A 20,931-nucleotide genomic window follows, 5' to 3' on the forward strand; every position below is an offset into this window, starting at 1 on the left:
CCGACACCTGAGGATCTGGGGCACAGCTCCGGTCAGCGGGCGGCAGCCTGCCTCCGGCAGGGGGCGGCGATGACCGACACCGCATCCGGCGGCGCCGTGCCCGCGCTGGAGGTCACCGACCTCACCGTCCGCTTCGCCGGGCTCACCGCCCTCGACTCCGTCTCCTTCACCGTCCAGCCCGGCAGCGTCCACGCCCTCATCGGCCCCAACGGCGCCGGCAAGTCCACCTCCTTCAACGTCCTGTCCGGCGTCTACCGGGCCACCTCGGGCAGCGTCCGCTTCGGCGAGGCGGAGCTCACCAAGCTCCCTCCCGACCGCATCGCCGCCCTCGGCATCGCCCGTACCTTCCAGAACCTCGCGCTCCCGCCGCACGCCACCGTCGCCGACAGCCTGCTGCTCGGCCGGCACCGGCTCACCCGCGCCGGGTTCCTCGCCGCCGGGCTGCGGCTGCCGTCCGCCGCCCGCGAGGCGCGTCAGCACCTGGAGCGGGTACGGGAGATCGCGGAGTTCACCGGACTCGGCGGCGATCTGGACCGGCCCGCGGGAGCACTCCCGTACGGAAAGCAGAAGCTCGTCGAGCTCGGCCGCGCCCTGTGCATGGAGCCGCGGCTGCTCCTTCTCGACGAGCCCGTCGCCGGGATGACCGCGGACGAGCGGCGGCAGATCGCCGCCGTCATCGCGGGCGTACGCGACAGCCTCGGCATATCCATCGTGCTCGTCGAACACGACATGGGGATGGTGATGCGGCTCGCGGACGCCGTGACCGTCCTCGACTTCGGGCGCCGGATCGCCGACGGCACCCCCGCACAGGTACAGAGCGACCCGGCCGTCGTACAGGCCTATCTAGGAACGGAGGCCCAGGTATGACGACCTTCACCGAACTACTCCTCGGCGGACTCTCCATCGGATCCGTCTACGCGCTGATCGCGCTCGGCTTCGTCGTCATCTTCAAAGCCACCGAAGTCGTCAACTTCGCCCACGCGTCCCTGCTTCTCGCGGGCGGCTATGTCACGGCCCTACTCCACGACGACATCGGCTTCTGGGGTGCGCTCGCCGTCGGCATCGCGGGCGCGGCCCTCGTCGGCGCGGCCGTGGAATTCCTCGTCATGCGCCGCTACCGGGGCTCGGACCACAGCGTCCTGGCCATCGTCACCATCGGCGTCGACATTCTTCTGACCACCGAACTCACCCGCCGTATCGGCACGGACGTCCTCGCGCTCGGTGACCCGTGGGGCGACCGCGTCGTCACCATCGGGGACATCACCATCGCGCAGACCCGTATCGCCGCGTTCGTTGCGGCGGCCCTGCTCATCACCGCGTTCCTGCTCGCGTTCCGGTACACCTCGTGGGGCGTGTCGATGCGCGCCGCGGCCGAGAATCCCGAGACCGCCGCGTTGATGGGGGTACGCCTGGGCCGGGTCTCGCTCGCCGCCTGGGCGGTCGCCGGCGCGCTCGCCGCGGTCGCCGCGCTCTTCCTCACCGTGTTCCCGACCCCGGGGCTCGAACGCGCCACCTCGCTCGCCGCACTCAAGGCCTTCCCGGCGGCGATCCTCGGCGGGCTCGACTCCACCACCGGCGCGCTCGTGGGCGGACTGATCGTCGGAGTCACCGAGGCCTTCGCCACCGGCTACCAGGGCGAACTGTCCTTCCTGGGCCGGGGGATCGGCGATCTCGCGCCGTATCTGGTGATGGTGCTCGTCCTGCTGCTCAGGCCGGCCGGACTCTTCGGCACAAAGGAGCCCGCCCGTGTCTGAGACGCTGAAAAACCCCGAGGCGGACGTGGCGGAGAGCCCCAAGGCGACCGTGAAGAGTCCCAGGGCGTTCGTGAAGAGTCCCAAGGCATACGTCTGGTTCGCCGGCACCGTCCTGCTTCTCGCCCTGCCCTTCTACCTCGACCGCTTCTGGCTGCAGGCCGGACTCTTCGCGATGGCCGCCGCGATCGGCGCGATCGGCATCAACCTCCTGACCGGCGCGACCGGGCAGCTGTCCATGGGGCACGCCTTCTTCCTCGCGGTGGGCGCGTACAGCTACTGCGCCCTGGCGGGCGACAACGGCGAGGAGAACGGTCACAGCCTCATCGGACTCGGACTCCCGACCTGGCTCGCCGCCGTACTGGCGGTGCTCGTAGCGGGCGCGGCGGGCGGCCTGTTCAGCCCCATCGCGGGCCGGCTGCGCGGCGCGTATCTCGGCATCGCCACCCTCGCGCTGATCTTCATCGGCCAGCACGTCCTGTTCAACGCCCATGATCTGACAGGAGGTTTCAACGGCCGGACGGTTCCCACCCTCTCGCTCTTCGGCATCGACTTCGACGACAGCGAGACGGTCATCGCGGCCGTCCCCTTCCAGTCCACCGAGAAGCTCTGGTACGTGGCACTGCTCGCCCTCGTCGGCTGCGGTCTCTTCGCCCGCGGAGTGCTACGAGGCCGCCCCGGCCGTGCCATGAACGCCATCCGCGACCACCGCATCGCCGCGGGGGTCATGGGCGTCCCGGTCGCCCGCTACCGGGCCGCCGTCTTCGTCCTGTCCTCGATGTACGCGGGACTCGCCGGTGTACTGATCGCCCTGGTCTTCCAGCGCACCGTCCCCGAGTACTTCGGTGTGATCCTGTCCCTCGAATTCCTCGCCATGATCGTGATCGGGGGCCTCGGCACGGTCGCGGGCGCCGTCGTCGGCGCGGCCTTCGTCTCCCTGCTGCCCCAGATCCTCACCCACTACAGCGACACCCTCCCGCTGGTCTCCGCCCCTGGCACGGGCGGCGTCTCACCCGGCGAGGCATCGCGCTATCTGTACGGCGCCGCGGTCGTCGCGGTCGTCCTCTTCCTGCCCGGCGGACTCACCCGTCTCATCACCTCACGCAAGACCCCACAGGAGTAGACAATGAAGTCACGTCTGTACGCGGCGGCGCTGGCCGCCGCCCTGACCCTGACCAGCGCCGGCCTCGCCGGATGCAGCTCGAAGGCCACCGACGGCGGCGGTGGCGAGAAGGACGCCGGGGGAGTGAAGACCGGCGAAGGCGTCACGTCCAAGACCATCACCCTGGGCGTGCTGACCGACATGACCGGCGTCTACGCCACGCTCGGCAAGAGCGTCACCCAGGCGCAGCAGCTGTGGGCGAAGCAGACCAACGCGGCCGGCGGCATCTGCGGCCGCACTGTCGAACTCACTGTCCGAGACCACGGCTACGACCCGCAGAAGGCCGTCGCCGCTTACACCGAACTCGAACCGAAGGTGCTCGGCTTCTCCGAGTTCGTCGGCTCGCCCTTCGTCGCCGCGGTCAAGGGCCGTATCGACGGCCAGGACAAGGCACTCGTGGTGCCGCAGGCCTGGTCGGCATCGCTGCTGGGCAGCCCGTACATCCGGGTCGTGGGCTCGACGTACGACATCGAGACGATCAACGCGGTCGATTATCTTCTCGCCGAGAAGCGGATCGCCAAGGGCGACAAGATCGGCCACGTGTACTTCGAGGGCGACTATGGCGAGAACGCCCTCAAGGGCTCCAAGTACGCGGCGAAGCAGGCCGGTCTGACCGTCGTCGAGCAGAAGATCAAGCCGACCGACAACGACATGTCGGCGCAGGTGGCCGCGCTCAAGAAGGCAGGCGTCAAGGCGGTCATCATCAGCGCCGGACCACGTCAGGCGGCCTCGCTGGTCGGCGTCGCGGCGGCGGGCGGCTTCAAGGTCCCCATGATCGGCAACACTGCCGCCTTCGCGCCCCAGCTGCTGGGCACCCCGGCGGCTCCCGCGCTGACGAAGAACTACTACGTCGCCTCCTCCACCCTCCCCATCGGCGACCCGGGCACGGGCCCGGCCAAGCTCGCAAAGGAGTACAAGGCCGCCTACCCCAAGGACGGACTCGACAACGGCGTGGTGGCGGGCTACACCGCCGCGAGCCTCTACGGCGAGGTGCTGAAGAAGGCCTGCGCGTCCAAGGACCTGACGCGAGAAGGCATCGACAAGGCGCTGCTCACCATTGCCTCGTACGACAACGGCTTCGGCATCACGCACAACTTCTCCGACCCGGCGGCACCGTCGACCCGGCAGAGTGTGATCATGAAGCCGGACCTCAAGGTGCCGGGCGGCCTGAAGGTGGTGCGACCGGCGGCGGTGTCCAAGTCGGCGGAGTCGTACAAGACGGGCAGCTGAGTTCGGGTCCGGGCGGGGTTTTCCCCGCCCCGCCCCTTCCTTGAACCGGGGGCTGCGCCCCGGCCCCATCCGCGCGGGCTCCGCGGCGCGGAGTGCCGGGGGCTCCGCCCCCGGACCCCCGAACGCGACCTTCGGCCGCGTGTCCTCAATCGCCGGGCGGGCTGAGATTTCAGCCCGTCCGGCGGAAATCAAGCCCCTCCGGCGATTCAGGAGCGGGGCTTGGGGCGGAGCCCCACATCAGCCTCGCCGGCGTGTGAGGCGTGCGGGTCCCCCCACGCCCACCAGGCGTAGGGGAGGGTCTGGGGCGGAGCCCCAGGGAACGCCTAGGGTCGTCCCGTGTGGATACGTGACGCCCGGCACGACGAGGCCGACGCCCTGACCGCCCTGGTCCTGCGCTCCAAGGCGCACTGGGGGTACGACGACGCATTCCTGGCTGCATGTCGCGAGGAACTCACCGTCAGGTCCGGGGAGTTGCAGGCACGCCGAATCGTCGTCGCCGAGGACGGCACCGTGGTCCTCGGCGTCGCCTCGCTGGAGGGCGAACCGCCCCACGGCGCACTCGGCCTGCTCTTCGTCGAGCCGTCAGCGTTCGGCCGCGGCATCGGTCGAACGATGTACGCGCATGTCCTCGACACCGCCCGGGACTTGGGCTTCAAGCGGCTGACCATCGACTCCGATCCGCACGCCGAGCCCTTCTACCGGGCGCTGGGCGCACGCCCGGTCCCGGCCCCGGAACAGGAGCTGCCGCGCCTGGAGGTGTCGCTGACCCCCCGCCCCGCCTGGGCGCAGGCATGGACGGACGGGCGCCGAGCGGTGCACATCGGCAATGTCGCCGAGTTCCAGGGCCAGTTCGGCGAGCCGGCGGAGGAGGCGCGGAGGGAGGCCGGGCACTACGCCTGCCTCGCCGCCTTCGCGAGCCCTCACCCCGCCGCGCTCGTCCTGCCCCGATCCGTGCCCGGCGAGTGGATCGCCATGGTCGCTCGGCAGCTCGGCTGGGGCAGGGTCGAGGTGTACGAGGGTCTCACCGGCCCCGACGTACTGGCCCGGCCCGCCCTGGTCGGCAGACTGCGCGGCCTCCAGCTGCCGTTTGTGCCGTGGGGCCACACCGAGGCGTCCGGCGAGCTCTCGGGGCGCGAACTGCCGCCGGACACACTGCGAGACGCACTGCGATACGAGTCAAAACGGGCGTCGCATGCCCTCTTCCGGCAGCTTGCCCCCGGGCATCCGGGCATCGTCGTGCCCGACAGATGGACGCCCGCCACCCGCCGCGAGGCGGCCCGGCTGATCGCCGCCCGGGCGCGCGCCGGCGCGGCCACCGTCGTCAAGACCGAGCACGGCGCGGGAGGTTCGGGCACCCGGGTGGTCACGGGTCGCGTCCGGGCGGGCTCACTGCCCAGCGGCCCGCTGCTGCTCGAGGAGTATGTGGCGGGTGACGGGACGCCGAGCGATCCGACGTACGACGGGCTGATCGATGCCCGGGGCCAGGTGCACGATGTGGGCGTCGCGGCGATGGACGTCGAGGACACGGTCTACCGCGGGGCGACCGTGGGCCCCGGAGCCGTACCGGACGAGCTTGCCGGGCACGCCCTGCGGTTCGGCCACGCGGTCGGCCGGGAGCTTGCCGCGAGCGGTTACCGCGGCTGGTACGACGTCGACTTCGTGACCGGCCCCGAGGGGCGGCTCGCCCCGACCGAGACCAACCTCCGGCTCACCGGCCCCTCGGCGGCGTTCATGGTGAAGCTGCGCCTCGACGGGCTGCGCGGCGGCGACCATCTCGTACGGTCACTGGACCGCGTACCGCTCGGCGCGCGCCTTCCCGATCCCGAACTGATCGCATTTCTACGGGAGTTGATGGAGCGGTGCGCGGGGATCGACGCGATTCTCGTCCCGTCGATCCCCACGGCCGGCTATGAGCCCGATCCGTACGTGGGCGTGCTCATCGCCGCCCGTACGGCAGACCGGCTGGATGCCGCCGACGCCCTCGTGCGCGCCGCGAGCCACGACCTGGGCCGGATCTTCGGCTGATCACTTCCCACCCTGTGGCCCGGACTTCAGTCCGCCCCATGCAGCCCACGCCGCCACCACACCCGCCGCGATCATCAGCGGGACATTGAAGGTGTAGACGAGCGCCGCCTGCCGCGGCCAGTCCCACTTGTCCGCCAGCCGGTACAGATTGTCCTGCGGCCACCAGGAGACGAGCAGCCAGACGATCGCCAGATGGGCCGCAGCCGTCAGCCCCTTGGGCCTGCGCCGGCTCGCCATCAGCCGCCGCCCGCCGAACAGGAACCCCACACCGACCGCGAACGCCAGGCTCTCGGCGAGATACAGACCACGGAAGAGCCACGCCCAGGGGCCCGGCACCCCGGAGAGATCGGTGGAGCCGGGCCAGAACACGTTCGTCAGGAAGAGCGAGGCGATCAGCACGGGGGCCGCCACGGCGAGCAGGCCGACGACGGGCCGCCCGTCCGACGGCACGGAGCGGCCGCCCTTGCTGCCGTTCCTGCTCGCTGCGGACCTGACCGGTGGCCGCACCAGCGCCGTGCGGTCCACCTTCCCCGCGCTGTTGCGCGGCAGGGACGCGATCGGCACCACGGTGTGCGGGATGTCAGCGGGCGGCACGGCGCCCGTGAGATGAGTCCGCAAGGTCCACGCACCCGGCGCGCTTTCCGAGGAAGGCAGCACATAGGCGATCAGCCGCCCGGCGCCCTCGCCCACGACTGCTTCACCCACCCCCGGATGCCCGGCGAGCGCCGTCTCCACCCGGTAGGTGTCGACGGTCCTGCCGTCCACCGTGACCCGGTGGGCCATCCGGCCGCGGAACTCCAGCGGCCCCGAGCCGTCCTGTTGCCCGAGATCCCCGGTGGGCACCGCGTCACCGCCGCCGGGCGGCGTCAGCCAGATCTGCCCCTTGCGGATCCGCGCTTCGCAGCCGGGGAACGGCCGCCCGAGATAGGCGTGCCGCTCGGGATCCGCGACCGGCCCCGGCAGCTGGCCGGTCTCGAACCACGTGCCGCACCCGGCGACCTCGGTGGGACCGTACACGCTGATCAGCCGCGCGCCCGGGGCGAGCCCCCGCCCCAGCCGCACCTGCTCGTCGAGCCGGAGCCGTTCTCCGCCGATCGCGACCAGCCGCAGTCCCGGCGGCTCCGTGCCGCCGTCCAGCAGCGAGGCCGCGCCGAGTGGATCGGTGTCGGCCACGGTGAACGCCTCGCGCCGGGTGAGCACCAGCGTGGCGCCCGCACCCAGGGTCCGTATCCAGCCGCCGTTGAACTCGGTGGTGTCCGGCGCGGCCGTCACCAGGACCTGGTCGTCGCCGGTGAGCCGGTAGACCTCGGCCCAGGCGTCGTACGCGGCCCTCAGCAGCTCGTGCGAGACGGGCACGCCCCGGCGCGCGCCCGTGGTCCCGGCGGTGAACAGCACCGCGGCCTGCGCGCCAATGGCCGCGGGCTCGTCGAACGGATCGCCGGAGTGGGCCCCGATGGCCGCCGCGTCCGTGTCCAGGCAGATGACGGGCCGCCCGCTGCCGTCGTCGACGTGGGCCAGATGGGCCTCGTGAGTGACGAGGGCCCGGGCATCGAGGCCGGGCGGCTCGGTGTGCTCGGGCCCGACGACGGCGTACGCCCCGCCCGCCTTGAGCACGCCCAGGACGGCGACCAGCACATCCGGGGTGCGTACGGTGCGTATGGCGACAAGGCCACCAGCCGGCAGCCGAATGATCTCGGTCAGATGCCGGGCCAGCCGGTTGGCCCTCGCGTCCAGTTGCCGATAGCTCAGCCGGGCACGGTCGGTGATCACGGCGGTGCGGTCCGGCTCGGTCCGCACCCTGTCCTCGAACAGCTGATGAAGCGCTCCCCCTGGCATGACCGGATCATTCCAGACGGCGCCGGACAAGACGAGGGCCCGGGTGCGGATCGCACCCGGGCCCTCACCTTGCTTGTGCACTGCCCTAGGGGAGTTGAGCAGCCCTTGCCTCGCGGCTCTCGCGGCGGTTGTCGCGGAACGTGTTCACGCGCCGTGCCGTCGCGAAGAGAGGGATCGTCGCCGCCATCACGATCTGCAGCGCGCAGCCCGTCTGGAGCAGCACCTGACCGCCCGGGGCGTCGAACGCCCACGCCGCCAGCATGCCCATCGCGGAAACGATCCAGCCGAGCATCGCCACCGCGAGGACACCCCGCGGCTTGGGGTACTCGACCCGGCTCACCATCAGCCAGGCCGTGCCGATGATCGCCAGCAGCGTCGGAACGAACGGCAGCTCGAGCAGCACGATCGAGACGACGGTGAGCGCGCCGAAGGGGCTCGGCATGCCCTGGAACATGCCGTCCTTCATGGTCACGCACGAGAATCTGGCAAGCCGTAGCACCACCGCGAGCAGCACCACGATCGCGGCCACCGCCGAGACCTTCTGCTGGGCGTCGTCCGCGACCATTCCGTACACGAGCACGAAGTAGGCCGGGGCGAGCCCGAAGCTGATCAGGTCGGAGAGGTTGTCCAGCTCCGCGCCCATCGGCGAACTGCGCAGCTTGCGTGCCACGAGCCCGTCGCAGAGGTCGAAGATCGCCGCCAGCAGCATCAGGATCACGGCGGTCGCCGCGCTGTTGCGCGCCATGCCGCTCTCGTTGCTGCCGGTGAGGTGCGGGATCAGGATCCCGGTGGTGGTGAAGTACACCGCCATGAAGCCACACGTGGCGTTACCGAGCGTGAGGGTGTCCGCTATCGACAGCCGCAGAGAGAGGGGCATCTCCTCCGCGTCGTCCTCGGCCTCCGCCTCGGCGACCCAGCCCGCCTGTGTGTCCGGATCAATCACGGTCAATTCGAGTCACCCCCGCGGTCGTGGTCTGACCGACCTCGACGGCGACGTCGACACCTTCCGGAAGGTAGATGTCAACGCGCGATCCGAAGCGGATCAGACCAATGCGCTCGCCCTGCTCGACCTTGGTGCCCGCCGAGATGTACGGCACGATGCGCCGCGCCACGGCACCCGCGATCTGCACCATCTCGATGTCGCCGAGCTCGGTGTCGAAGTGCCAGACAACGCGCTCGTTGTTCTCGCTCTCCTTGTTGAACGCCGGCACGAAACCACCGGGGATGTGCTCTACGGACGTCACGGTGCCCGCGAGGGGAGCGCGGTTGACGTGGACGTTCAGCGGGCTCATGAAGATCGCGACGCGAGTGCGCCCGTCCTTCCACGGCATGATGCTCTGCACCACACCGTCGGCGGGCGAGATGACCCGGCCCTGGGCGATCTCGCGCTCGGGGTCGCGGAAGAACCACAGCATGCCCGCCGCGAGCGCGGTGGCGGGTACGGCGATGGCCGCCGCGCGCCCGGAGCGGCGCGAGCGGGCCAGGCTGAGTGCGGCGGTGGCGACGGTCGGCAGAAGCCACGGCGATGCTCCGCGCGCGAGGCGTACGCGGCCGCGTGGTGCAGAGGTTTGGCTGTGGGGCATGGATGACCTTCGTAGCGGATGATGCCGCGCTGGCAACGGGGGGACGGCGGCTTTCGGGCGATGCTATCGGTTGCGGGCCGCAACTGGGAAAGCCAGAAGCCGAGTCGGCGGCCGGAAGAGGATGACAGGGTGTGATCTTCTTCGCGGCCGAACCGACCCAAACGCGGCAATCAACCCTGGAATCGGTACTCCTCCAGCAGCCTACGACCAATGATCATTTTCTGGATCTCGGCGGTACCTTCACCGATCAGCAGCATCGGAGCCTCACGGTAGAGGCGCTCGATCTCGTACTCCTTGGAGAAGCCGTAACCGCCGTGGATACGGAAGGCGTCCTCGACGACTTCCTTGCAGTACTCGGAGGCGAGGTACTTCGCCATCCCTGCCTCCAGGTCGTTTCGCTCCCCGGAGTCCTTTTTGCGCGCTGCGTTCACCATCATCGCATGCGCCGCCTCGACCTTGGTAGCCATCTCGGCCAGCTTGAACTGGATCGCCTGGTGCTGAGCGATCGCCTTGCCGAAAGTGTGGCGCTGCTGGGCGTACGAGACACCCAGCTCGAAGGCACGCTGTGCGACTCCGCAGCCACGCGCCGCCACATTGACGCGGCCGACTTCGACGCCGTCCATCATTTGGTAAAACCCTCGGCCGGTGGTGCCGCCAAGTACCCGATTGGCCGGAATGCGCAGTCCGTCCATGATGAGCTCGGTCGTGTCGACGCCCTTGTAACCCATCTTGTCGATCTTCCCGGGGATGGTGAGGCCGGGCCGGACCTCTCCGAAGCCGGGCTCCTTCTCCACGAGGAAGGTCGTCATCGACTTGTGGGGGGCGGTGCCCTCCGGGTGTCCTTCGTCACTCCGGCACAGAACGGCGACGAGATTGGACGTTCCGCCGTTCGTCAGCCACATCTTCTGGCCGGTCAGGACGTACTCGTCGCCGTCCTTGACGCCCTTGGACGTGATGGCCGACACATCGGAGCCGAGAGCCGGCTCGGACATCGAGAACGCGCCACGCGTCTCGCCCAGCGCCATCCGCGGCAGGAAGGTGTCCTTCTGCTCCTGTGTGCCGTGCTGCTTGAGCATGTACGCCACGATGAAGTGCGTGTTGATGATGCCCGAGACGGACATCCAGCCACGCGCTATCTCCTCGACGCACAGCGCGTAGGTGAGCAGCGACTCGCCCAGGCCGCCGTACTCCTCCGGAATCATCAGCCCGAACAGACCGAGTTCCTTGAGGCCTTCGACGATCTGGGTCGGATACTCGTCGCGGTGCTCCAGCTCGGTCGCGACCGGGATGATCTCCTTGTCGACGAAGTCCCGGACCGTGGCCAGGATTTCCTGCTGGACGTCGGTCAGACCGTGGGTCTGGGCGAGTCGGCTCATGGCTACTTCTCCTGTGCCTTCAGCTCCGGGCGGCCGGGCTGCTCGCCGCCGCGCTCCTTGATGTACGTCTCGGTCGGGACCATCACCTTGCGCCGGAAGACGCAGACGAGGGTGCCGTCCTGCTTGTAGCCCTTGGTCTCGACATAGACGATCCCGCGGTCGCTCTTGGACCTCGAGGGGGTCTTGTCGAGAACGGTCGTCTCGCCATAGATCGTGTCGCCGTGGAAGGTCGGCGCGACGTGCTTGAGCGACTCGATCTCCAGATTGGCGATGGCCTTTCCGGAGACGTCCGGGACGGACATGCCGAGGAGCAGGGAGTAGATGTAGTTGCCCACGACGACGTTCTTGCCGAAGTCCGTCGTCTTCTCCGCATAGTTGGTGTCCATGTGGAGGGGGTGGTGGTTCATGGTGAGCAGACAGAAGAGGTGGTCGTCGTACTCGGTGACCGTCTTCCCGGGCCAGTGCTTGTAGACGTCCCCGACGGTGAACTCTTCGTAGGTGCGGCCGAACTGCATCGTTACGCCTCCGGGGCCTCGAACTTGGACGTGCGCTGCATGCCGGCAGCCCGGCCCTTGCCGGAGATGACCAGCGCCATCTTGCGGCTCGCCTCGTCGATCATCTCGTCGCCGAGCATCGCCGAGCCCTTCTTGCCGCCCGCCTCGGACGTGTAGTACTCGTACGCGTCCAGAATCAGCTCGGCGTGGTCGAAGTCCTCCTGGGAGGGCGAGAAGATCTCGTTGGCCGCGGCGACCTGGTCCGGGTGCAGCACCCACTTGCCGTCGAAGCCGAGGGCGGCGGCCCGCTGGGCGACGGCGCGGTAGCCCTCCGGGTTGCGGATCTGCAGGTAGGGGCCGTCGATCGCCTGGAGGTTGTGCGTACGGGCGGCCATCAGGATGCGCATCAGGATGTAGTGGTACGCGTCCGCCGGGTAGCCGGGCGGCTGCTCGCCCACGACCAGCGACTTCATGTTGATCGACGCCATGAAGTCGGCCGGGCCGAAGATGATGGTCTCGACGCGCGGCGAGGCGGCCGCGATGTCGTCGACGTTCACCAGACCCTTCGCGTTCTCGATCTGCGCCTCGATGCCGATCTTGCCGACCTCGAAGCCCATCGTCTTCTCGATCTGCGTCAGCAGCAGGTCGAGCGCGACGACCTGCTGGGCGTCCTGGACCTTCGGCAGCATGATGCAGTCGAGATTCGGGCCCGCACCCTCGACGACCGTGACGACGTCGCGGTAGGTCCACTCGGTCGTCCAGTCGTTGACCCGTACGACCCTGGTCTTGCCCGTCCAGTCGCCCTCGTTGAGGAACTTGACGATGGTGTGCCGGGCCTCCGGCTTGGCCAGCGGCGCGCAGGCGTCCTCCAGGTCGAGAAAGACCTGGTCGGCCGGCAGGCCCTGGGCCTTCTCCAGGAACCGCGGGTTGCTGCCCGGTACAGCGAGGCAGGAACGCCGCGGACGGAGACGGTTCACGGGCGTGGTCATGCGGGGACCTCCAGAGGGTCGAGCTTGTTCGCTTTCCGGATCTCGTCGACGATACGGCCGATGATCTCCGTGATGCCGAAGTCCTTCGGGGTGAAGACGGCGGCCACACCCGCCGCCTTCAGATCTGCGGCGTCGGCGTTCGGGATGATCCCGCCGACGATCACCGGAATGTCGGCCGCGCCGGCTTCGCGCAGCCGCTCCAGCACATCAGGAACCAGCGCCGCGTGCGAGCCGGACAGGATGGACAGACCCACGCAGTGCACGTCCTCCGCGAGGGCGGCACTGACGATCTGCTCGGGCGTGAGCCGTATGCCCTGGTAGACCACCTCGAAGCCCGCGTCGCGGGCGCGCACGGCGATCTGCTCGGCGCCGTTGGAGTGCCCGTCCAGACCCGGCTTGCCGACCAGGAGGCGCAACCTGCCTGCGCCCAGCTCCTCGGCCGTACGGGACACCTTCTCGCGTACGAGGGCGAGCGGCGTGCCCGCCTCGGCGGTCACCGCGACGGGAGCGCTGGAGACGCCCGTCGGCGCGCGGAACTCGCCGAAGACGTCGCGCAGCGCCCAGGACCACTCGCCGGTCGTGACACCCGCACGGGCGCACTCCACGGTGGCGGCCATCAGATTCTCGGACCCGGCGGCGGCCTTCTTCAGGGCGGCCAGCGCCTCGGTCGCCCGGGCCTCGTCGCGGTTGTCGCGCCAGTCGTGCAGCTTCGCGACCACACGGGCCTCGTTGGCCGGGTCGACCGTCATGATCGCCTCGTCCAGGTCCGCGGTGAGCGGGTTGGGCTCGGTGGTCTCGAAGATGTTCACGCCGACGATCTTCTCGTCGCCCGATTCGATCCGGGCGCGCCGCTCGGCGTGCGAGGAGACCAGCTGCGACTTGAGATAGCCGGACTCGACGGCCGCCATGGCGCCGCCCATCTCCTGGATCCGGGTGATCTCGGCGAGGCACTCGTCGACCAGGGCGGCCACCTTCGCCTCGATGACGTGCGATCCGGCGAAGATGTCCTCGTACTCCAGCAGGTCGCTCTCGTGAGCCAGCACCTGCTGGATACGCAGCGACCACTGCTGGTCCCAGGGGCGGGGCAGACCCAGCGCCTCGTTCCAGGCCGGAAGCTGCACGGCACGCGCGCGTGCGTCCTTCGACAGGGTGACGGCCAGCATCTCCAGGACGATGCGCTGGACGTTGTTCTCCGGCTGGGCCTCGGTCAGACCGAGGGAGTTGACCTGGACGCCGTAGCGGAAGCGCCGCTGCTTGGCGTTCTCGATGCCGTACCGCTCGCGGGTGACCTGGTCCCAGATGCGGCCGAAGGCGCGCATCTTGCACATCTCCTCGACGAAGCGGACGCCCGCGTTCACGAAGAACGAGATACGGGCGACCACATCGCCGAACTTCTCGGCGGGCACCTGGCCGGAGTCGCGGACCGCGTCCAGCACGGCGATCGCGGTGGACATCGCGTACGCGATCTCCTGGACCGGCGTGGCGCCCGCCTCCTGCAGGTGGTAACTGCAGATGTTGATCGGGTTCCACTTGGGGATGTGGGCCACCGTGTACGTGATCATGTCGGTGGTCAGCCGCAGACTCGGCACCGGCGGGAAGACATGCGTCCCGCGCGACAGATACTCCTTGACGATGTCGTTCTGCGTCGTCCCCTGGAGCTTGGTGATGTCCGCGCCCTGCTCCTCGGCGACCACCTGATAGAGCGCCAGCAGCCACATCGCGGTGGCGTTGATCGTCATCGAGGTGTTCATCTGCTCCAGCGGGATGTCCTGGAACAGCCGCCGCATGTCACCGAGATGCGAGACGGGGACCCCGACCCGGCCGACCTCGCCGCGGGCGAGGATGTGGTCCGGGTCGTAGCCCGTCTGCGTCGGCAGGTCGAACGCGACCGACAGGCCGGTCTGGCCCTTGGCGAGGTTGCGCCGGTAGAGCTCGTTGGACGCCTCGGCGGTCGAGTGACCGGCGTACGTCCGCATGAGCCACGGCCGGTCCTTCTGACGCTCTGTCATGTGTGCGTCTCTCAGACGTTGCGGAAGCGGTTGATGGCGTCGATGTGCTTGGCGCGCAGCTCCTCGTCGCGGACGCCCAGACCCTCGCGCGGGGCGAGGGCGAGCACGCCGACCTTGCCCTGGTGGAGGTTGCGGTGCACGTCGTACGCGGCCTGGCCGGTGTCGTCGAGGGAGTAGACCTTCGACAGCGTCGGGTGGATCTTGCCCTTGGCGATCAGGCGGTTGGCCTCCCACGCCTCGCGGTAGTTGGCGAAGTGCGAGCCCACGATCCTCTTCAGCGACATCCACAAGTAGCGGTTGTCGTACTCGTGGTTGTAGCCGGACGTCGACGCGCAGGTGACGATGGTGCCGCCCTTGCGGGTCACGTACACGCTCGCGCCGAAGGTCTCGCGGCCCGGGTGCTCGAAGACGATGTCCACGTCCTCGCCGCCGGTCAGCTCACGGATGCGCTTGCCGAAGCGCTTCCACTCGCGCGGGTCCTGGTTGTGCTCGTCCTTCCAGAACTTGTAGCCCTCGGCGCTGCGGTCGATGATCGCCTCGGCGCCCATCGCGCGACAGATGTCTGCCTTCTGCTCGCTGGAGACGACACAGATCGGGTTGGCGCCGCCGGCGAGCGCGAACTGGGTGGCGTACGAGCCGAGGCCACCGCTCGCGCCCCAGATCAGGACGTTGTCGCCCTGCTTCATGCCCGCGCCGTTGCGCGAGACGAGCTGGCGGTACGCGGTGGAGTTGACCAGACCCGGAGCCGCCGCCTCCTCCCAGCTGAGGTGCTGGGGCTTGGGCATCAGCTGGTTGGACTTGACGAGTGCGATCTCGGCGAGACCACCGAAGTTCGTCTCGAAGCCCCAGATGCGCTGCTCGGGGTCGAGCATCGTGTCGTTGTGGCCGTCGGAGGACTCCAGCTCGACCGAGAGGCAGTGCGCGACGACCTCGTCGCCCGGCTGCCAGGCGTTCACGCCGGGGCCGGTGCGCAGCACGACGCCCGCCAGGTCGGAGCCGATGATGTGGTACGGCAGGTCGTGCCGCTTGGTGAGCTCGGAGAGCTTTCCGTACCGCTCGAGGAAGCCGAACGTGGACATCGGCTCGAAGATCGAGGTCCAAACGGAGTTGTAGTTCACCGAGCTGGCCATGACAGCGACGAGAGCCTCGCCGGGGCCGAGCTCGGGCACCGGCACGTCCTCGACATGGATGGACTTGCGGGGGTCCTTCTCCCGGGTCTCGAGGCCGGCGAACATCTCGACCTCGTCCTTGTGCACGGTCACCGCGCGGTAGGACTCGGGGATGGGCATTGCGGCGAAGTCGGCGGACGTGCTGTCCGTCGACTGAATCGCGTCCAGGATTTCCTTCACGGGGTGCCTCCGGCGAAGCGCGTTTGAGGGAACGCTTAGGGGAACGTCGGGGTGCTGCTGCTGTGGAGGTGTGCCGTCGGTTCGGCGGGTGGTGCTCTGGCAGCGCTGGTGGGCGCGTGAGGTTGCCTGTGACGCAGGCGCCCGGGCGCGCAAACCGATGGTTTGCGGGGACAGCCGGCGTACGAAAGGTCTCTGCACGCCGGCCGCCCGGACACCTTCAACGTATGGCACGCCGTGCCAGGTCGCAAGACACTGCGTGCCAAGAATTTCTCTCAGTCGTCATCTCGCGGGCATGTATGAGCAACAACGGCCGCCCTTGGAGGGGGCGGCCGTTACATTCCGTCTGATGTGGTGTGCGCTCGACTACGGTGAGTGTCCGGACAAAACGAGCCCGTCGGCGATTGAGGCGTGGGGGGCCCGGGGCGGAGCCCCCCGGGAGGTCAGGCCCGGTGGTCGCCCAGCGCCCGCTCGATCGTGCGCATGACCTCGTCCAGCGGCGCGTCCGTACGGGCCACCGTCACCAGCACGTCGTCACTGGTCCGCGTCGACACCGCAGCGGGACCCTGGCGCTCGGCCTGGGGCGTGCGCCCCGCCCCGATCCCCGACCCGAACGTGTCGCGGACGATCGCGAACGCGTGGTCCAACTGGGCCTCCACGTCGCCCTGGCCGCCCGCCCGCAGCCAGCGGCGCAGCACATGGTTGTGCGCGGTGACGACCGCGGACGCGGCCACCTCCGCCAGCAACGGGTCGTCGTTGCCGGCATGGTGGTCGCGCTCGTCGAAGTGGCCCAGCAGATAGCGGGTGAAAAGACGTTCGTAGCGGGCCACCGAGGCGATCTCCCGCTCCCGCAGCGTGGGTACCTCGCGGGTCAGCCGGTAGCGCTCCACGGAGACCGCGGGGGAGGCCGCATACATCCGCATGACCTCCTTGATGCCCCGGCAGACCGTGTCCAGGGGGTGCTCATGGGGCGGGGCCGCGTTCAGCACCGCCTCGGCGCGTACGAGCGTGTCGTCGTGGTCCGGGAAGATCGCCTCTTCCTTGGAGCGGAAGTGGCGGAAGAAGGTCCGGCGGGCGACCCCGGCCGCCGCGGCGATCTCGTCGACCGTCGTCGCCTCGTACCCCTTGGTGGCGAAGAGTTCCATGGCCGCGGTCGCCAGCTCCCGCCGCATCTTGAGGCGCTGGGCGGCTGCGCGACTGCCTGCGGCACTTTCCGGAGCGTCGGGCGTGGCCTTGGTGCGGGCGGGCTTGGCGGGCTGCGGCATGAGCTGAACGTACTGCATTCGTACAGCCGGGCGCGCCTGCGGGTGAGCCGTCTCCGCCTCGGCGGGAGGGGGCGGGCCGTCCGAAGGATCGAGCAGCCCGCCCCAGCCCGCCCCGTGATCAGCGGCGGGCATATTCGCGGAAGCCGCGTCCCGTCTTGCGGCCGAGGCAGCCCGCGGCCACCAGGTGCTCCAGCAGCGGCGCCGGAGCCAGGCCCGGGTCGCGGAACTCGCGGTGCAGCACCTTCTCGATGGCGAGCGAGACATCGAGCCCGACCACGTCGAGCAGCTCGAACGGGCCCATCGGATAGCCGCCGCCCAGCTTCATCGCCGCGTCGATGTCGTCCAGCGTCGCGTAGTGCTCCTGGACCATCTTGATCGCGTTGTTGAGGTACGGGAAGAGCAGGGCGTTGACGATGAAGCCGGCCCGGTCGCCGCAGTCCACCGGGTGCTTCTTGATCTTCGTGGTGACCTCGTGGACCGTGGCGTGGACCTCGTCGGAGGTCAGGACCGTACGGACCACCTCGACCAGCTTCATCGCCGGGGCCGGGTTGAAGAAGTGCATGCCGATGACGTCCTGCGGGCGCGAGGTGGCGCGGGCGCAGGCGACGACGGGCAGCGAGGAGGTCGTGGTGGCGAGCACCGCGCCCGGCTTGCAGATCTTGTCGAGGGTGGCGAAGAGCTGCTGCTTGATCTGCAGGTCCTCGGCCACCGCCTCGACCGCGAGGTCCACCTCCGCGAAGGCGTCGATCGAGCCGGCCGGGGAGACGCGCTCCAGCGTCGCCTCGCGCGCCTCGGCCGTCATCCGGCCCTTGTCGACGGAGCGAGAAAGCGACTTGGCGATACGGGACTTGGCCGTCTCGGCCTTCTCCAGCGAGCGGGCGGCGAGCACCACGTCGTAGCCGGCCTTGGCGAAGACCTCGGCGATACCGCTCGCCATCGTGCCGGAACCGGCCACGCCGACCGAGCGGATCTCACGGCCGCCCGCCGCCTCGGACGCCGGCTGCGGGGTCTGGGCGTCCGGCACCAGGACTCCGGTGCCCGGGGCGGCGTAGGTGTAGAAGCCGCGGCCCGACTTGCGGCCGGTCAGACCCGCCTCGCTGAGCTGCTTGAGGATGGGGGCGGGCGCGTGCAGCCGGTCGCGGGACTCGGCGTACATCGCCTCCAGGACGGTACGGGCGGTGTCGATGCCGATCAGGTCGAGCAGCGCGAGCGGGCCCATCGGAAGCCCGCAGCCGAGCTTCATCGCGGCGTCGATGTCCTCGCGGGACGCGTACTTCGCCTCGTACATCGCGGCGGCCTGGTTGAGGTAGCCGAAGAGCAGACCGTCCGCGACGAAGCCGGGCCGGTCGCCGACCGCGACGGGCTCCTTGCCGAGCTCGCGGGCGAGCTCGGTGACGGCCTCGACGGCGCTCGGCGCGGTCAGCACCGAGGAGACGACCTCGACCAGCTTCATCGCCGGCGCCGGGTTGAAGAAGTGCAGGCCGAGCACGCGCTCGGGGTGCTCGGAGTCGGCGGCGAGCCGGGTCACCGAAAGGGCGTTGGTGCCGGTGGCGAGGATGGTGCCTGGGCGGACGATGGAGTCCAGCGCGCGGAAGACCTGCTGCTTGGCCTCGTACGACTCGGACACGACCTCGATGACGAGATCGGCGTCGGCGGCGGCCTGCAGATCGGAGAAGGTGCGGAAGCGGGCGAGGGTGTTCCGGCGCTCCTCCTCGGTGATCCGCTCGCGCTCCACGGCGCGGGCGGTGGAGGCATCGAGGGCGGTGACGGCCCGGCGGGCGGCGGCGTCGCTGATGTCGATGCCGATGACCTCACGGCCGGCGCGGGCGAGGACCTCGGCGATGCCGGTGCCCATGGTGCCGAGGCCGACGACGGCAATGGTGTGCAGAGGGGTGTCCATCGTGGGACTCCAGGGATGAGTGACGACTGGTGAGGGGCGCGCGGCGAGGAGCCAGAAGGCGCAGGGACGCCAAAGGGCGCAGGGCGCACGGAAATCGGCGCACCGTTCATGCGTGTCGTGGTGCTGGGCCGACGGACTCTGTCCCGAGGTCGCGTCGTACGTCGTGCAGAACTGCCGAACCGACAAGCACTCGCGGTGGCTGCGTCACCAGGCCACCGTGAGCCGCGGGGGGTTACCCGCTCACTTGAGATTAACCCGCGAGTAACGAGCGCGCCAGGGGTGAACCGGTGTGATCTGGATCGCCGGTGCATCGCCGCTACGCTGACCGCCATGGATGAGGGGTGCCGCCATGGATGAGGAGTTACGGTCGCTTGCTCAGCGGCTGCGGGGTGAGTCGGCCGGCTCGGTGGCATACGAACGGCTGTTGGTCACCGAGGACCGGGAGGAGCTCGCCGGGGTCCTCACCGAACATGAGCGACCGCTGTGGGCCCGGGAGATCGCGGCCTTCAGGCTCGGCTGCGCGGGGGACCGGCGGGCCTTCGAGGCGCTGGTGCTGCTGCTCAACCACCGCGACCCGGGGCGCTGCGTCTCGGCCGCGCACGCCCTGTCCCGGCTGGCGGACCCCCGAACCCCCCGCGCGGCGGCCGCACTGGCCACCAATGAGCTGCGGGTCGCCTACGCACTGGTCCCGGTGCGGCTGCTCACCCGCCTGCGGGCCCCGGAGTCCGTACCGGCGCTGATCACGGTGCTGCGCCGGAGGCTGGCCCCTGGCGACCCCCACTGGAGGCTGGCGCTGGCGTGCGTGGAGGGCCTGGGCGCGCTGGGCGACAAACGAGCGCACGCCATCCTGGCGTCGGCCCGCTCTCACCCCAGACTCACGGCGGCGGCTGAGGCGGCGCTGGCCCGCCTCAGCTGAGGCCGCGTCCGGCGGCTGGACACATAGGCCGACGGACGGGCCCGGCCCCGGCACACCCCTCGCCTACGGCGTCAGCCCGCGCGCGTACCGCACTTCCGGGACCGTGACCCCGTCCACCTCGAACGGCTCCTCCGCGCCGTCGGGCGCGAAGCCGGCCTTGCCGTAGAAGCGGCGCGCGCGCTCGTTCTCCTTCAGCACCCACAACTGCATCCGTTCGAAACCGTCCGCCGTGGCCCGCTCCATCAGCTCGTCCATCAACGCTCGGCCCACCCCCGTGGCGACCCGCTCCGGCAGCACATAAATCGCATACAGCTCGCACACGCCGGGTGCGGTGCCCTCGTCCCGGCTCGGACCGAAGCAGCCCCACCCGACCACCTCGCCGCCGCGCTCGGCGACCACATGCGTGACCTTGCCGCGGTCGTCCCCAAAGAAGTGGGCGCGACGCCTCGCCGCGTCCTCCTCGATGCTCATCGCGTCCAGATACGACGGGGGCATCAGCCCCGCGTAGGCGGACCGCCAGCCCCGCACCCGGACGGCGGCGACGGCATCGCAGTCGCCGACCGTCATGTCCCGTATCCGGACGTCCACCGCTAGCCCTCCTCGCCGACCAGCGCGAACGCCTCGATCTCGACGAGCAGTTCGGGCCGGAACAAGGCCGTCACCTGGACCGCCGAGCTGGCCGGCAGCCGACCGGCGTCGATCACCTCGTCGCGCGCCGCCCGGACCGCCGGCAGGTGCGCCACGTCGGTGACGAAATACGTCAGCTTGATCACGTCGTCGAACGACGCGCCCGCCACCGCCAGGCAGCGACGCAGGTTCTCGAAGACCTGGCGGGCCTGCGCGGCCGGGTCCCCCTCGCCCACGACCTTGCCGTCCGCGTCCAGGGCGCACTGCCCGGATATCGCCACGAACCGGCCGGTGCCCCAGACGACATGGCTGTAGTTGGCGCTGGGTGCGACGCCCTCGGGGGCTGGTACGCGGGTGAGTTGCGGAGTCATGCGCCCATCCTTGCGCACGCCACTGACAACGGGCCCGGAAGCACTGGCAGT

Annotated in this window: 18 protein-coding genes; 6 read left to right on the plus strand and 12 right to left on the minus strand. The window is 69.8% G+C overall.

The window, feature by feature from the left end; genetic code table 11:
• Positions 1-69: 69 nt before the first annotated feature.
• From ACQEVG_RS31135 to ACQEVG_RS31155, 5 genes are all read left to right on the plus strand, one after another.
• The gene (locus ACQEVG_RS31135) at positions 70-867 is read left to right on the plus strand and encodes an ABC transporter ATP-binding protein (protein WP_432989945.1); all 798 of its coding nucleotides are present in this window, start codon (positions 70-72) and stop codon (positions 865-867) included.
• Complete coding sequence (locus ACQEVG_RS31140) at positions 864-1,754, plus strand: branched-chain amino acid ABC transporter permease (RefSeq protein ID WP_432989948.1); 891 nt, start codon at positions 864-866, stop codon at positions 1,752-1,754. Before ACQEVG_RS31135 ends, ACQEVG_RS31140 begins: the two co-directional genes overlap by 4 nt.
• 49 nt (positions 1,755-1,803) lie before the next feature.
• On the plus strand, positions 1,804-2,874 hold the full coding sequence (locus ACQEVG_RS31145) for a branched-chain amino acid ABC transporter permease (protein WP_432993036.1): 1,071 nt from the start codon (positions 1,804-1,806) through the stop codon (positions 2,872-2,874).
• 3 nt (positions 2,875-2,877) lie between these two features.
• Complete coding sequence (locus ACQEVG_RS31150) at positions 2,878-4,143, plus strand: ABC transporter substrate-binding protein (RefSeq protein ID WP_432989950.1); 1,266 nt, start codon at positions 2,878-2,880, stop codon at positions 4,141-4,143.
• A gap of 336 nt (positions 4,144-4,479) precedes the next feature.
• On the plus strand, positions 4,480-6,168 hold the full coding sequence (locus ACQEVG_RS31155) for a GNAT family N-acetyltransferase (RefSeq protein ID WP_432989953.1): 1,689 nt from the start codon (positions 4,480-4,482) through the stop codon (positions 6,166-6,168).
• Here ACQEVG_RS31155 and ACQEVG_RS31160 read toward each other — a convergent pair whose 3' ends face one another.
• The 10 genes from ACQEVG_RS31160 to ACQEVG_RS31205 form a co-directional block, all read right to left on the minus strand.
• The gene (locus tag ACQEVG_RS31160; RefSeq protein WP_432989955.1) at positions 6,169-8,004 is read right to left on the minus strand and encodes an AMP-binding protein; all 1,836 of its coding nucleotides are present in this window, start codon (positions 8,002-8,004) and stop codon (positions 6,169-6,171) included.
• 85 nt (positions 8,005-8,089) lie between these two features.
• Positions 8,090-8,947: a CDP-diacylglycerol--serine O-phosphatidyltransferase gene (pssA, locus tag ACQEVG_RS31165; protein WP_360880920.1), complete on the minus strand. Its 858-nt coding sequence runs from the start codon at positions 8,945-8,947 to the stop codon at positions 8,090-8,092.
• Positions 8,940-9,587, minus strand: coding sequence for a phosphatidylserine decarboxylase (locus ACQEVG_RS31170; protein WP_432989958.1), 648 nt, complete (start codon positions 9,585-9,587; stop codon positions 8,940-8,942). The genes pssA and ACQEVG_RS31170 overlap by 8 nt, the downstream gene beginning before the upstream one ends.
• A gap of 170 nt (positions 9,588-9,757) precedes the next feature.
• A complete protein-coding gene (locus ACQEVG_RS31175; RefSeq protein ID WP_326653642.1) occupies positions 9,758-10,963 on the minus strand; it encodes an acyl-CoA dehydrogenase family protein in 1,206 nt (401 codons plus the stop codon).
• 2 nt (positions 10,964-10,965) lie between these two features.
• Positions 10,966-11,478 carry a MaoC family dehydratase gene (locus tag ACQEVG_RS31180; protein WP_432989961.1) on the minus strand — a complete coding sequence of 171 codons (513 nt, stop codon included), beginning with the start codon at positions 11,476-11,478 and terminating at the stop codon, positions 10,966-10,968.
• A gap of 2 nt (positions 11,479-11,480) precedes the next feature.
• A complete protein-coding gene (locus ACQEVG_RS31185) occupies positions 11,481-12,446 on the minus strand; it encodes an HpcH/HpaI aldolase/citrate lyase family protein (RefSeq protein WP_432989964.1) in 966 nt (321 codons plus the stop codon).
• Positions 12,443-14,455 (minus strand): protein meaA, encoded by a 2,013-nt coding sequence (locus tag ACQEVG_RS31190; RefSeq protein WP_432989967.1) that lies wholly within the window; start codon positions 14,453-14,455, stop codon positions 12,443-12,445. Before ACQEVG_RS31190 ends, ACQEVG_RS31185 begins: the two co-directional genes overlap by 4 nt.
• 11 nt (positions 14,456-14,466) lie before the next feature.
• Entirely contained in the window at positions 14,467-15,804 is a 1,338-nt protein-coding gene (gene ccrA, locus ACQEVG_RS31195) for a crotonyl-CoA carboxylase/reductase (RefSeq protein ID WP_432989969.1), read from the minus strand.
• 440 nt (positions 15,805-16,244) lie between these two features.
• Positions 16,245-17,066, minus strand: a complete 822-nt coding sequence (locus ACQEVG_RS31200; protein ID WP_432989971.1) for a TetR family transcriptional regulator — start codon at positions 17,064-17,066, stop codon at positions 16,245-16,247.
• A gap of 118 nt (positions 17,067-17,184) precedes the next feature.
• Complete coding sequence (locus ACQEVG_RS31205) at positions 17,185-18,966, minus strand: 3-hydroxyacyl-CoA dehydrogenase family protein (RefSeq protein WP_432989973.1); 1,782 nt, start codon at positions 18,964-18,966, stop codon at positions 17,185-17,187.
• A 349-nt stretch (positions 18,967-19,315) separates the two neighbouring features.
• Between ACQEVG_RS31205 and ACQEVG_RS31210 the strand changes: the two genes are divergently transcribed.
• Entirely contained in the window at positions 19,316-19,882 is a 567-nt protein-coding gene (locus ACQEVG_RS31210; protein WP_432989975.1) for an adenylosuccinate lyase, read from the plus strand.
• Between the two features lie 63 nt (positions 19,883-19,945).
• Here the strand turns inward: ACQEVG_RS31210 and ACQEVG_RS31215 are convergent, their stop codons facing one another.
• Both ACQEVG_RS31215 and ACQEVG_RS31220 read right to left on the minus strand, forming a co-directional pair.
• Positions 19,946-20,449: an N-acetyltransferase family protein gene (locus tag ACQEVG_RS31215; protein WP_432993039.1), complete on the minus strand. Its 504-nt coding sequence runs from the start codon at positions 20,447-20,449 to the stop codon at positions 19,946-19,948.
• A 23-nt stretch (positions 20,450-20,472) separates the two neighbouring features.
• Positions 20,473-20,880, minus strand: a complete 408-nt coding sequence (locus ACQEVG_RS31220; RefSeq protein WP_432989978.1) for a RidA family protein — start codon at positions 20,878-20,880, stop codon at positions 20,473-20,475.
• Positions 20,881-20,931 lie beyond the last annotated feature (51 nt).

It is taken from the genome of Streptomyces sp. CA-135486, assembly GCF_050936555.1.
In the GTDB taxonomy this organism is placed as follows: domain Bacteria; phylum Actinomycetota; class Actinomycetes; order Streptomycetales; family Streptomycetaceae; genus Streptomyces.

Excerpts from the sequence above, each read along its gene's own strand:
- ACQEVG_RS31150 (WP_432989950.1), top strand. The coding sequence starts at position 2,878 with ATGAAGTCACGTCTGTACGCGGCGGCGCTGGCCGCCGCCCTGACCCTG.
- ACQEVG_RS31175 (WP_326653642.1), bottom strand. The coding sequence starts at position 10,963 with ATGAGCCGACTCGCCCAGACCCACGGTCTGACCGACGTCCAGCAGGAA.
- ACQEVG_RS31180 (WP_432989961.1), bottom strand. The coding sequence starts at position 11,478 with ATGCAGTTCGGCCGCACCTACGAAGAGTTCACCGTCGGGGACGTCTAC.
- ACQEVG_RS31200 (WP_432989971.1), bottom strand. The coding sequence starts at position 17,066 with ATGCCGCAGCCCGCCAAGCCCGCCCGCACCAAGGCCACGCCCGACGCT.
- ACQEVG_RS31185 (WP_432989964.1), bottom strand. The coding sequence starts at position 12,446 with ATGACCACGCCCGTGAACCGTCTCCGTCCGCGGCGTTCCTGCCTCGCT.
- ACQEVG_RS31160 (WP_432989955.1), bottom strand. The coding sequence starts at position 8,004 with ATGCCAGGGGGAGCGCTTCATCAGCTGTTCGAGGACAGGGTGCGGACC.
- ACQEVG_RS31205 (WP_432989973.1), bottom strand. The coding sequence starts at position 18,966 with ATGGACACCCCTCTGCACACCATTGCCGTCGTCGGCCTCGGCACCATG.
- ACQEVG_RS31140 (WP_432989948.1), top strand. The coding sequence starts at position 864 with ATGACGACCTTCACCGAACTACTCCTCGGCGGACTCTCCATCGGATCC.
- ACQEVG_RS31190 (WP_432989967.1), bottom strand. The coding sequence starts at position 14,455 with ATGACAGAGCGTCAGAAGGACCGGCCGTGGCTCATGCGGACGTACGCC.
- ACQEVG_RS31220 (WP_432989978.1), bottom strand. The coding sequence starts at position 20,880 with ATGACTCCGCAACTCACCCGCGTACCAGCCCCCGAGGGCGTCGCACCC.
- ACQEVG_RS31210 (WP_432989975.1), top strand. The coding sequence starts at position 19,316 with ATGGATGAGGAGTTACGGTCGCTTGCTCAGCGGCTGCGGGGTGAGTCG.
- ACQEVG_RS31215 (WP_432993039.1), bottom strand. The coding sequence starts at position 20,449 with ATGACGGTCGGCGACTGCGATGCCGTCGCCGCCGTCCGGGTGCGGGGC.
- ACQEVG_RS31135 (WP_432989945.1), top strand. The coding sequence starts at position 70 with ATGACCGACACCGCATCCGGCGGCGCCGTGCCCGCGCTGGAGGTCACC.
- ACQEVG_RS31170 (WP_432989958.1), bottom strand. The coding sequence starts at position 9,587 with ATGCCCCACAGCCAAACCTCTGCACCACGCGGCCGCGTACGCCTCGCG.